This is a genomic window from Streptomyces sp. NPDC090442 (assembly GCF_044769405.1).
GTDB lineage: Bacteria > Actinomycetota > Actinomycetes > Streptomycetales > Streptomycetaceae > Streptomyces.
The window spans coordinates 115,971-127,979 of the sequence record NZ_JBIVXW010000004.1 but is presented as its reverse complement, the minus strand read 5'-3'; the positions used below and the strand labels follow the sequence as shown (position 1 = coordinate 127,979).

The 12,009-nt window shown below is 67.1% G+C and carries 9 protein-coding genes and 2 pseudogenes; 5 read left to right on the top strand and 6 right to left on the bottom strand.

The window, feature by feature from the left end; genetic code table 11:
- Positions 1–275: 275 nt before the first annotated feature.
- Entirely contained in the window at positions 276–1,214 is a 939-nt protein-coding gene (locus tag ACIQU6_RS04930) for a squalene/phytoene synthase family protein (protein ID WP_403480215.1), read from the bottom strand.
- A 108-nt stretch (positions 1,215–1,322) separates the two neighbouring features.
- Here ACIQU6_RS04930 and uppS point away from each other — a divergent pair, with 108 nt between their 5' ends.
- On the top strand, positions 1,323–2,219 hold the full coding sequence (gene uppS / locus ACIQU6_RS04925; protein WP_403480214.1) for a polyprenyl diphosphate synthase: 897 nt from the start codon (positions 1,323–1,325) through the stop codon (positions 2,217–2,219).
- A gap of 764 nt (positions 2,220–2,983) precedes the next feature.
- On the opposite strand, the gene ACIQU6_RS04920 is transcribed toward uppS, so the two are convergent.
- Both ACIQU6_RS04920 and ACIQU6_RS04915 read right to left on the bottom strand, forming a co-directional pair.
- A complete protein-coding gene (locus tag ACIQU6_RS04920; protein ID WP_403480213.1) occupies positions 2,984–3,391 on the bottom strand; it encodes a hypothetical protein in 408 nt (135 codons plus the stop codon).
- Complete coding sequence (locus tag ACIQU6_RS04915) at positions 3,360–3,572, bottom strand: helix-turn-helix transcriptional regulator (RefSeq protein ID WP_403480212.1); 213 nt, start codon at positions 3,570–3,572, stop codon at positions 3,360–3,362. Before ACIQU6_RS04915 ends, ACIQU6_RS04920 begins: the two co-directional genes overlap by 32 nt.
- A gap of 186 nt (positions 3,573–3,758) precedes the next feature.
- On the opposite strand from ACIQU6_RS04915, the pseudogene ACIQU6_RS04910 reads away from it, so the two are divergent.
- A pseudogene (locus ACIQU6_RS04910) lies at positions 3,759–4,864 on the top strand (IS701 family transposase); the annotation flags it as partial.
- Positions 4,865–4,939: 75 nt separating this feature from the next.
- Here the strand turns inward: ACIQU6_RS04910 and ACIQU6_RS04905 are convergent.
- On the bottom strand, positions 4,940–5,347 hold the full coding sequence (locus tag ACIQU6_RS04905; protein ID WP_403480211.1) for a RidA family protein: 408 nt from the start codon (positions 5,345–5,347) through the stop codon (positions 4,940–4,942).
- Between the two features lie 140 nt (positions 5,348–5,487).
- On the opposite strand from ACIQU6_RS04905, the pseudogene ACIQU6_RS04900 reads away from it, so the two are divergent.
- Positions 5,488–5,869 (top strand): annotated as a pseudogene (locus ACIQU6_RS04900) (winged helix-turn-helix transcriptional regulator).
- A 164-nt stretch (positions 5,870–6,033) separates the two neighbouring features.
- Entirely contained in the window at positions 6,034–7,032 is a 999-nt protein-coding gene (locus ACIQU6_RS04895) for a helix-turn-helix domain-containing protein (protein ID WP_403480210.1), read from the top strand.
- A gap of 392 nt (positions 7,033–7,424) precedes the next feature.
- On the opposite strand, the gene ACIQU6_RS04890 is transcribed toward ACIQU6_RS04895, so the two are convergent.
- On the bottom strand, positions 7,425–8,900 hold the full coding sequence (locus ACIQU6_RS04890; RefSeq protein WP_403480209.1) for a hypothetical protein: 1,476 nt from the start codon (positions 8,898–8,900) through the stop codon (positions 7,425–7,427).
- Positions 8,901–9,745: 845 nt separating this feature from the next.
- On the opposite strand from ACIQU6_RS04890, the gene ACIQU6_RS04885 reads away from it, so the two are divergent.
- The gene (locus ACIQU6_RS04885) at positions 9,746–10,711 is read left to right on the top strand and encodes a hypothetical protein (RefSeq protein WP_403480208.1); all 966 of its coding nucleotides are present in this window, start codon (positions 9,746–9,748) and stop codon (positions 10,709–10,711) included.
- Positions 10,712–10,945: 234 nt separating this feature from the next.
- Here ACIQU6_RS04885 and ACIQU6_RS04880 read toward each other — a convergent pair whose 3' ends face one another.
- Positions 10,946–11,989 (bottom strand): saccharopine dehydrogenase family protein, encoded by a 1,044-nt coding sequence (locus ACIQU6_RS04880; protein WP_403480207.1) that lies wholly within the window; start codon positions 11,987–11,989, stop codon positions 10,946–10,948.
- Positions 11,990–12,009: the final 20 nt, after the last annotated feature.

Below are 12,009 nucleotides of genomic sequence, written 5' to 3'. Positions count from 1 at the left end.
TGCGGGATGGCAGGCGTCGAAGGCGGTGCTGCCTGGGGGATGCTGGGAGTGCAGGGCGACCGTTCCGGGGGTCCGGCGTCCAGGGCTGAGCGCCCCGCTCGGCAAGAACACCGCAGCCGCGCTGTGGATGCAGGAAGTCCCACTCGGCCGGTCGGACCGGCAAGCTGCTGAGGCAGTGCACTGCAGAATCGAGTTCACCTACGCCGGGGCTCTGGAACTGGACGATCCCGGCTTTCGCTTCCGTCGCAGAGTCCTGGTGACTTCCTCGAACATCTCTATGGGCGGGGGTGCATGGCGGCAACGCGCACGCGGGCGCGGAGTGTGCGCAGCGTCCCGTCCAGCAGTTCGGCCGGGGAGGGCAGGATGTTGAGCGCGACGGTGCGCCGGGTGATGTCCGCGCCCTGTCGTTCGATGCCGCCGAGCAGATGCTGTTTGGCAATCAACGGCGGGCGAAGGAGGAGTTGTTCCTCCGCGTCGGCGTGGCGCAGCGCGTCCTGGGCGATGTCCATGACCGTGCGGGCCTGTTGGCATGCGTGGGCGACGAAGGCGCGTACGGCCGGGGTTTGGCGTCCGGACTCCAGGTCGGCGCGGGTGATGCCGAAGTCGGTCAGCGTGGTTTGAGGGAAGCGCAGTTGGCCGAGGCGCAGGTCCGCGGCGAAATCGGCCAGGTCGTCGACGCGTTGGCCCACATCAGCCACGAGCCGCAACAAGGGGTGACTGACCCGGTTCGCGGCGCCAGGGTAACGGGAGCTGCAGACGAGGTTGAGGTAGGTCACGGCAACACCGTCGAGGCAGCGGTAGTAGTCCTCGTCGATGGCGTACCCGGCGAAGGAGAGGTTCCCGGCCTGGCCCGCGAGGTAGTCACGGACGTGGGCCTGGGGGACCCCGTTGACGGCGACGGTGTGCAGGAAGGCACGCACCAGCGCGTGTGTGGAGGATCCGGTGGCCAGCCCGTGCGCGGCCGCTTCGGCCCAGGCATGGAAGCGTCCGCTGTAGTGGTGGGCCGAGGGGAGGTCGGCCAGGTCGTCGGTGTGTTTTCCGAAGGCGACAGTGGCGAGGACATGGGGCTGCCAGGCGGGAGGCAGGACCGTACGCATCGCTGGGTAGGAGAGCGGTTCCACGCGGGCTACGTAGTGCGCCGCGGTGGTGTAATCCGCGCGCAGCGGTTCGTCATTGATGCCGCCTGCATGCAGAGTGCGGCTCCAGAGCACCATCGTTGACGGTCTCCTTCCTCGGCTCGATTAGGCGGATGACACCGCCCTCACCCGGGTAACAACTATCCAAAACTGCGCAAACACATGCAACGCACATGAGGAGGACGGATGGGGACACACGCCGCGACACAACACGTCGCGTGCATCATGGACGGCAACGGTCGGTGGGCGCAGCAGCGGGGTCTGCCACGCGCACTCGGCCACAAGGCCGCCGAGAAAGCCATCGACGCGGTGATCAAAACAGCCCTGGAGGAAGAGATCCCCTGGCTGACCCTGTTCGCGTTCTCCACCGAGAACTGGTCACGCCCGGAAGAGGAAATCTCCTCCATCATGGACGTCTGCTACCAGTATCTACGCAACAAGGTCCACGAGTGGCACCGTGCCGGCGTCCGGTTCCGTAGCCTGGGCGAGACGTCCCCCAAGATCCCCGATGGCCTGCGCCAAGAGTTCCAGTACGCCCAGCAACTGACGCAGGACAACGACAAGATGACACTCACGGTGGCCTTCAACCACGGCGGCCGCAGTGAGATCGTGCGCGCGGCGCGCACTCTCATCGAGAAGCAGGTCCCGCCCGAGGAGGTGACGGAGGAGAGATTCGCCGAGCACCTGCCGAGTCCCGACATGCCCAATGTGGACCTTGTCATCCGCACCTCTGGCGAACACCGGTTGTCCAACTTCGCGCTGTGGCGGTGCGCCTATGCCGAGTTCGCCTTCCCCGAGGTGCTCTGGCCCGACTTCCGCGCCGAGCACTTCCGACAGGCGCTTGACCTCTACGCCCAGCGGGAGCGCCGATTCGGGGGTGTCGCCGGCTCGATCCCCCACCCCCGTTCCCTCCAACCACAGCCGCCGGCCGGCCTCGTCGCGTCGCTACCCTCCCTCTCCAACGTCTTGAGCCTCCCCGGCGGCATCGCCACCCGGCTCGGCGGGCATCTGCTGACCGGGTTGTACGACACCGCCCGGTACGCCAAGTCCCAGCTCGACACCCGTCCTACAGCGCGGCTGTGACCTCGCCACTGCCATCGGTGCAAGGCCGGCACCAGCGACGGTGCCAGGCATGGACACCGCCAAGACGAACATGGACGCGACGGCGCCTGGCACCAGGGCGCGCGTATCGAATACCGTTTCGCGTTCGGGAAGTTGCCGTTGAGCTGGACTGGCCATGCCGGGAGGTCTGGGCGGCGATCCAGACGGTGAGGTCGCACGCGATCCAGCGTGGATGCCGCACTCCCCCGAGTGCCGGACCTGTGGTTCACGCAGCCGGAGCGGGGAAGCCACCTGCCGTCCGCTCCCCTGCGCCCGCGGGGCCTGCCTGGCCACCCGTCTCCGAGACTGCCGCCGCGCAACGGGCACTTGGCGTCGGCCGGAGCTGGGCGAGCGCAGCTCAGCGATCGGGAGTCGTCCCGCTCCTGTTCGCAGCGTCACCGCAGGATGGGGTCACGCAGCGGAGGCACGACACACGTCGGCTCCCAGGCAGTCACCAAACGCCAGCGTTTCCCGGGGCTGGGCGGCGGCGAACAGCCGTGCTCGCTCAGGCAGGTGATCATCTGGCCTTCGGTGGCGACGAGTTGTTCGCCATCGTCGGCGATGCGGTAGCACTCAAACGGCTCCGCGGGCAGCAACGCCCTCGCCTCGGGACCTGGCCCGCGAACTGGCGTGCCCACCATCGCCCACACCCGCTCGGCCTCGCCCGGCACCGAGCTCCGGTGACCCTGTAGGTCGCGCTGCCTGGTCGGACGCTGGGGCCGTGATCCGCCCGAGGTGACGGTTCCTCAGATGCGCCGAGACAAGAAGGCGACCAACCCTATGTATGAGATGGCGGCGGTGGCCACGAACCAGAAGTACGGATCGCCGCTTCTTCCAGACGCCAACTCGCCGATAAAGGCGCCGAGATTGCCCACGGTCAGCACGATGCCCGTGCCAGCCCAGGCCAGCCCTCCGATCCTGGCGAAGCGTTCGTCGGGCGCCTTCTCCGTGAAGCCCTGGTAGGTCTCGCTTCGGCGCCCCAGCAGCATTAAGGCAAGACTGCAGGCTGCCAGGATCCCGAACGTGACCAGGCCGCGGACGAGTTGGCCGCCGAAGGTCGCGGCCACGAGACAGGCCCCGCCGACGGCGAGGAAGAAGCCGGGGACGGACCGCCTGGCTGCGTTACTGCTCATCCGCTGGGCTTTCATTGACATGAAACATCTCCTCAACGCCGACCTCGAAGAACTTGGCCATGGACAAAGCGAGCGGCAGGGAAGGCGTGTACCGCTCGGTCTCGATGGCATTGATCGTCTGCCGTGAGACCCCGAGGGCCGTACCCAACTGCCCCTGGGAAAGCCCCCGCAACGACCGCAGTTTCCTGACACTGTTCCGCACATGTAAAGCGTACTTGTCACCCCTCGACGCGTGTCAAGCTCGCTTTACAGGACTGGCAGGGCCGCACGGCGCCTCGGACACCTCACTCACCGCGCCGATGGCCAGTCCGGCACGGAACGGTCGAGTGCACCTCCTCCGCTCCCCGCAAGGCCACAACTCCGCCCGCGAGTACGGCGCCTGCACCGGCCACACGGGATGCAGCATCTGCTGTGCCGGGCCGCCTGGGATGTCGACGCGGTACGCAACGATGTCCGCGACTACGTCGTGGACCATCTCAATGACGAGCAGGCCGTGCTGGTGGTCGACGAGACCGGGGACGTGAAGAAGAGCGTCCACACTGTCGGCGTTCAGCGCCAGTACACCGGCACCGCCGGGAGAATCGAGAACTCCCAGGTCGCGGTCGACCTTGCCTACGCAGGCCGGCGCGGACACGCAGCGGTCGACCGGGAGCTGTACATTCCGCGCTCATGGGCAAACGATCCGGATCGCTGCCAGGCCGCGGGCCTTCCCGAACAGACGGCCTTCGCGACCAAGCCGGACCTCGCCCGGCAGCTGATCGAGCGGTTCCTGGACGCCAGGCATCACGCCGCCTGGGTTACCGGGGACAAGGTCTACGGCGGGAACCTGAAGCTACGTGCGGCTCTGGAAGCACGCGGCACGGGCTACGTGCTGGCCATCGCCTGCTCGACCGAACTCCCCACCGCAGCAGGCAAGTTCCGAGCAGACAGCCTGGTCAAGCGGCCCCCAAACGGGCCTGGCAACGGCTGTCCTCAGGGGCAGGGGCCAAGGGCCACCGCTTCTACGACTGGGCTGTCATCGATCTCACCGATCCTCGCCCCGGCAGCAGCCAACTGCTGATCCGCCGCAACCGCACCACCGGTGAACTTGCCTTCTACCGCTGTTTCTCGCCCCGCCCGGTGCCCCCGACGGCGCTGGTGCGGGTCGCGGGCTCAAGGTGGCGTGTGGAGGAGACCTTCCAGACCGAGAAGGGGCTCGCCGGACTCGACGAGCATCAGGTCCGCCGCTTCGACTCCTGGACCCGCTGAGTCACCCTCGCCATGCTCGCCCACGCCTTCCTCGCTGCCGTCCGCGCCGACGAACACGCCCGGCACCCCGCCTCGGAGGAGCTGATCCCGCTCACCTGCAACGAGATTCAGCGCCTGTTCGTCGCCCTCGTCGTCCGCCCCGTGCACGCCGCCGCCCACCGGCTCGGCTGGTCCGACTGGCGGCGACGTCATCAGGCCCAGTCCCGAGCCAGCCACTACCACCGGCAAGCCGCGAACCAGACATGATGTGCCGAGCACGCTGGTTGGCAACTGCGCACGGCAGTTGGCCACTTGGGCGCTCAGCGGGTGAGGGGCATCTGTTCAGCTGAGGACCGCGGTGGCTTCGATCTCGACCAGATGGTCGGGAACGTCCAGTGCCGCAACGCCCAGCAGCGTAGCCGGCGGGACCGGGGTGCATCCCAGCTTTGCGGCCGCCCGGGAGATCCCCTCCAGGAGCGGGGGCATCTTGTCGGGAGTCCAGTCGACAACGTAGAAGGTCAGTTTTGCCACGTCGTCGAAGGAGCCGCCGGCCTCGGCCAGGGCGGTGCCTATGTTGAGGTAGCACTGCTCGACCTGCGCGGCGAGGTCGCCTTCGCCGACCGTGATCCCCTCGGCGTCCCAGGCGACCTGCCCGGCGATGAAGACCAGCTTCGACCCAGTTGCGATCGAGACCTGCCGGTAGACATCGATCTCGGGCAATCCGCTGGGGTTCACCAGGGTGATGGCCATGCCGTCCGCCTCCTTGTCCGGGCATCGTGGGCCCGTGCTCGTCACTCCAGACCCTCTTTGGTCTCTTGTGGTTACTCAGGAACCGTAAGAGAGCGGTCGCTGACATGGAAGAACGCACTTTTTAGTGACTGGAGAACCTGATGGTGACCAAACAGATCAAGGGCCGATCCGAGGTAGCGGACCTCAGGCGCGCGGACTCATTGGCGCGAGAGATCTTCTCCGACGTCGCCAACAAGTGGGCGTTCCTCATCGTCGAGACTCTCGGTGAACGCACCCTTAAGATTCAGCGAGCTGCGGAACGAGATCGAGGGCATCAGCCACAAGATGCTCACTCAGAACCTGCGCACGCTGGAGCGCAACGGCCTGGTCGAGCGCAGCGTGCACCCCACCGTCCCGCCGCGTGTCGAATACACCCTCACCGATCCGGGCCAGGGCCTGCGCGCAACCGTCGACGGAAAGTATGACCGGACCCACCGGTACTTCGGTCATATCGAGGCCGCCCGCCACCGCTTCGACGGCTGACGGCTGACGGCTGACGGCTGATCACGATATACAGCTGGAGTATTAGGATTCGGCTGTGGTCGGCGGGGGCTGGCAGTTGTACCGTGCCGCGCGTCCTCAAGGGCCCGCGGACCGATGACGGTTCGAATCCGAGGTGGACCGGGTGAGAGACGAGGTGCCAGCCGATGCTGATGGAGACCGTGTTTCGGAGTGGGGAACTGCCTGCGGTCGATCGGTTCGAGGTCTTCCGCGAAATCATTAGCCGTAGCCATGCCCCCACACACGTCACCAGCGATTTCGCGGCGGAATACGATGCGCATCATCGCGTGCTGGAACTCGGGGCGATTCGCGTGTGGCCCGTAACCTGCCATCCGGTGCGGTTCGAGCGGACGACGAAGCTGATCCGCCAGTCCGATCCCGAGCAGTTTCACCTTGCGCTTCCGCTGTCGGGTGTCAATCAGTTGGCCTGGGATGACCAGGAGGCCCAGTTCAGTCCCTACGAATTGCACCTCGTCGACAGTTCACGGGTCTTCGACCTCCGCATGAACGTCGTCGATGGTCACGAGCGCTTCGCGGGGATGGGGATTGATGTCCCCAAGGCGTTGCTGCCGTTGCCGGCAGGCCGGGTGGAGCGATTATTCGGGCAGGGGATTCCAGGGAGCGATGGGATCTGTGCGCTCATGGCCCGGTCTCTGCTCCAAATCGTCGCGGACAGCGCGTCGTACAAGCCTGCCGACGGGGCCCGTCTGGAGACGGTACTGGTCGATCTGATCGCCGCGGTGTTCGCCCGCGTCCTCGATGACGACAGGTCCCTCCCGCCGGAGTCCCATCAACGCACGCTTACCCTACGCATCAGGGCATTCATCCAACAGCACCTGCACAACCCCGAATTGACTCCGCGCAGCATCGCCGCCGCACACCATATTTCCCTCAGCTATCTGCACCGCCTCTTTCAACAGGAAGGCGACACGGTGGCCGGCAGGGTCCGCCGCCAGCGCTTGGAACGCGCACGTCGCGATCTCGCCGACCCCGCCCAATACGCCATCCCGATCCACACCATCGCCGCCCGCTGGGGCTTCCCCCGCGCCGCCGACTTCAGCCGCGCCTTCCGCACCGCCTACGGCGTCCCGCCCAGGGACTACCGGTACCAAGCCACACGAACAGCCAGCCGTGCCATCGAGTAGACGCGTTGCGAAGCGAGAGTTCGTCGCTGCGCTAACGATATGGGCGATCACCTTGCCACAGGTCGGCCCGGTATTCCTTCTCAAGACGGAGATGGTCGGTACCTGCGGCACAGAACCCATGACTGGCGGGTTCTTGGTGTTGGCGTTGGTGCTGGTATCGGTTCTGTCAGTCAGATCGGCGGGTAACTGAACTGGAGCGGTACGAGCCCCGGGAGTCATCGCCGGGGCTCTCGGTCTATCCGCAGCTTGCATTGCCGCTGTCCCAGTCTGTGGGAGCGGTGGGAACAGTTGCTGTTCGTCGAAGGCGGGGCTTGCCCAAAGGCCGGTCACCGTCTGACGGTTACCGCTGGTTGACGGATTTCGAGGAGCGGCCTCGTTGTTCGGTCAGCTGATCAGCCGGTGAGCAGCCTCCACTTCATGACTGCCAGGGTGAATTCGATGGGGACGAAGTACATGCCCCGAAAGCACTGTGGTTGCCTGCCGGGAAGGTGGCCGTCAAGGACGGTGTTCTCGTTCTCTGTTGCGGGGCAACTGACCCTCTGGTCAAACGCGGTGAGGGTTCCGCGGGCCTCGTCTGCCGAGTAGCCGTTCACGCCGGCGAAGACGGGGCTCCCGCTGTCACCGTTGACTCCCGCGATACCGTCAGCCGTCTGCGCGGTGGCGTAGGCGCTGTCGGTCAGTACCAAAAAGCCGTGCAACCACTGGTAGTAGTCGCTCCGGGTGATCTTGATGTTGCAGTGGACTCCTCCGTTCGCGCCGTCCTCGCACACGTAGTCCCCGACGTTGTTGTGGCCCAAGCCGACAACGGGCTTGGCGTACCCGTCGATTTGCTTCGCCGTGCCGTCGTACAGGTAGCCGGCCGCGTGCTCTCCGTGCAGTGAGATGCCGACGGTATCGGTGAACTTGTTGTCCCACGAGTTGCTCGCCCGGGTGCTTTTGCCGACGGGGTGCCCGTTGACCCCGGCTTCGCCTTCGCCCCATGTCCACCATTGGTGATCGGATCCATCGCAATGGTTTGCGGTGGTGAGCAGGTAGTTGCCGTGTCGGTCCAGGACGCCGAACCCGCTGGCGCATATGCCCCCGGCGGGGTTGTGCAAGGCCGATCCGCCGTACCAGGGGGCCAAGTCGTTGTGACGCGTGGGTCCCGGGGCGGTTGTCGCTGACCGGGGTGAGGCATCCTGCGAGTGTGGCGATGGTGGTGTTGCCGGGTCCGTGGGCAGTGGCTTGTATGCTGCGACCGTGTGGATTCCGGTGATGCGGTCAGTTCGGGCCTTGACCTGATCCGACCTGTTCTGGCGAACACTGCGGGGCAGCGGATCCGCGGAATCCGCAGCATTCTGCTTCCGCGCACCACGGACCTCGGCGTAGCCGATCTCCAGACCGCTGCCGTCGACTGCGGCTCCGATGCCGGTGATGCGGATCGGAGTCGCCGTGCCGGACAGCGGTACCGTGACCGGTTTGCCTCCCTGGATCAGCTTGTTGCGTGCGGCGTGCAGCTCGGCCTTGGAGTAGCGGGAGGGAAGGACCTCGGCGGTCACCCCGCTCGGCAGGTGGGCGAGGATACGCAGTACCCGCTGTGGAGGTGTGCCTTTCCAGTGGAGGCGCAGGTGACTGTGGTCCGGGTCGACTTCAATTTCCGTGAATCCGGGGATCTTTGACCGGTCGAATTCGGGGAGCCCTTGGGTGATGTCGTTGGCGATCTTGTCAAGGACTTGCTGTTTCTTCTGAACCGCGATCAGAAGCGGGGCCATGGAGGCCTGTTGGGGGCCGCCGGCGTGTTGACTGTCGTGATTCTTGCGGGGTTTGACGGCGGGATCGGCGCTGGCACTGTTTCCTCCGGTGAGTGCGAGGGCGAGCGTGGCGGCCAATGCCGGGAGGGCGCAGGCCCGTGCTCGTTTGGATAACACCGGGTGGTCTCCTTCCTTCGGTTGGTGAGGTTCGAAGACAAGGGTGGTTGGACGGCACCGCGGTGTCGTTAGCACAGGCTCCACTGCGCTTAGCAACGCGTGCACTGCGCGGTGCACGCGCGAGGTGGCGGAGCCAGGGGTAAGGGCTCGCGGAGAATCAACATGCTGGTTTGATCTCCATGGGCTGCTGTTCGCCTGGAACGCGGTGATGCCAACGGGCGCGTGGAACCTGGCTGTAGAGGGCGCCGACAGCTTTCCGGGTTCGCAGTTCGCGGTTTCCGTGCCGTGCGTCGCCGCGTCGGCTGTAGGTGTTGCCGTGGTTGCCGCATGACGTCACCGACGGTGGTGTCGACGACGTTGTAGCGGGTCTGGGCCACTTGGCCGCTCTGCCCCGCGCTGGTCAGTCGATGGTCCCGGTCGAGGTGGCGGTGACGCGGCAGGCGCCAGGGGCTTGCTGTTGGAGGGCTGCCATGACGGTAATCGCAGCCCGGCGAGGGCCGTTTACCGAACGACGCCTGGTAAGGGTGCCGGCCGTGGAGCAGGTCGCCGAGTTGCCGTCGCCCGTGTCCCGCACGATCCGTGGCGCCTTCGGCGTCACCGCCCCGGCAGTCGTTCTCCGGAGCGGCTGCCATCGCAACTCCCGCAGCGGTGTCCGCGACCGCCGGTCTCACCGCACGGCCGGCCTCAGACGACCAGTGCGGGTTCTCCCCCGCCTCCTGACAGCTACCCCCCTCACGGAGGAAATCCTCACCCCCCTATGCTTTACAGAAGATTTACCGCTTTTTTCTAGGAACGTGAGAGTACGCGTGAAGCTGTCCCGCATTTCGTCCGTCGTCGCGGCTGCCGCGATAGCACCTGCCGTCCTGTTTGCCGCTCCGGCAGTCGCCGCTGAAGCCACCACGTCGCCGGCTAGCTCCACCCCTGACACGACACCGGATGCGAAGCCGGACGGGCAGGGGAACTCGAAGGCTGACGAGAACAACCGCTTCGCCATCCTCAAGATCCTGTCCGACAAGAACTCCGGCCGTGGCGTCCGAGAAGCCGCCGAGGCAGCACTCAACGGCACTCCCGAGGACCGGATTCACTTCCTTGAGGTCGGCCGGCAGAAGGCCCAGGACGACGACGATCGAGTGCGGACCGCGCAGATCCTCCACAACGGCGGGCCCAAGGTAAGGGAAGCCGCCGGCAAGGCGCTGGATGGCACTATGGAAGACATCCGTCACTTCCTGGCCGTCGGCCAGCATCAGGCGCGCCACGCGGACGACTTGGTTCGCACCGCCCAGATCTCCAGCATCGGTGGCCCCGCGGTGAAGGCAGCCGCCCACAAGGCGCTTATGAGCGGCACGCCTGAGGACATCCGTCATTTCCTGGAGGTCGGCCAGTACGAGGCCCGTGCCAAGGACAAGGCCGATGCGGAGCGGCTCGCCAAGGAAATGGCCAAGGATGCGGCCAGGGAAGCGGCTAAGGACGCCGCCAAGAACAAGCCCACGCCTGGCACTGAAGGCACGGACAGCCAGAGGGACAAGTCCGCCGGCGGAGAGCAGCGCCAGCACGACGGTGGCGACCGCGGTGCGAGCGCCAAGCCGGCCGTCGCGTCCGGCCAGGACACCACCAAGCCGGCCCAGAACACCGCCGCAGACACCGGCGCCGAGCTCGCCGCCTCGGGCGCCAGCCCTGCCACCCCGTGGGCGATCGGCGGCACCGCCGTTGCCCTCACCACTGGCGCCGGCCTGGTTCTGGCCTCCCGCCGCCGCACTTCGGCCGAGGGCTGACACCGAACGCCGAACCCACACGCCGGCGAACCAGTTCATCTGAGGCCCCAAGGAACACTGTTGGTTCACCGCCCGGCCCTTCGCGGCGCCGGGCGGTCGGCGTGCCGGTATCGCCTTCGGCCCTGTCGTCTTCGAGCGGGGCGACGGGTGACGCCGTACGCAGTTCGCGCCCTACCGCTGTGTCCCGCTCGTCGTCCGCACTGCCCACGGTCTGCGCCTGGCGCGAGTCGCTGGTCAGCCGCGGGTGTCGAGCGGGACGTGCAGCGAGAGGTGGGCGGACAGGGCGCGGAGGAAGTCCGGGGCGTCGAAGACCGCGCCCGCGGAGGCGACGCCGGTGGTCTTGGTCCGGCCGGTGAGGATGCGGTCGACGGCCTCCACCGCGAGTGGCGCGCTGACGGCGTAGATGTCCTGACCGGCGGCGACCACGCGGCGTTCCGTGCCGCCGGAGCGGACGAGGACGTCGACGACGAAGGTCTGCGCGGAGCGGCCACGCTCGTCGACGGCGGCCGGTGCCGGGGCGTCGGGAGCGGACAGGTCCGCGGCCGCGCTGGCCGTCATGTAGGTGCGTACCTCCGGGACGGCCAGGTGGCTGGGAACGGTGACGACGTCGGCCATGGTGAACTCTGCGATGACGTCCTGCGGGCCGAGCGGAGCTGGGAAGGGCCACTCCAGGATCGTCGATGCGTCGTCGTGGTAATCCAGTTGTCCGCCGGTGTAGCGGACCCGGCGGCCGCCCCGGCGCCGTGCCGAGACCGCGCCCGCGGCGAGCGTTCCGGCAGTGGGGTGCCAACTGCTCAGGCCGTAGGCGATGTGGGCCTCGTCCGCCGCCGGCCAGTCGCCCATCGCGGTGGTGACCAACAGGTCGCCGAGGCCGCCGAAGAAGGCCATCGCCGGGACCACCACGGTGCCCGTGGCACGGGCGCGCTCCGCGTAGTGTGCGAACGCGTCACAGTTCGCCTCGATCTCGGCCGCCACGTCGACATACGGGATGCCGGCGCGCAGCGCCGCCTCGACCAGCGGGGCGGCGGTCGTGGCGAAGGGCCCGGCGCAGTTGATCACGGCGACCGCGCCGTTCAGCGCGTGGTCGAGCGAGACCGGGTCGTCGACCGACGCCTGCCGCGCCTCAAGCCCCGGATGGGTCTTCGCCAGCGCCAGCAGCTTGTCCTGGTCGCGACCGACGAGCAGCGGGACGTACCCGCGTTCGCGCAACTCCGCGACCACGAACCGCCCGGTGTGCCCGTAGGCGCCGAACACCGCCACGTTCCGCCCCGATCCCATGTCTGCTCCCGCGTGCTCGA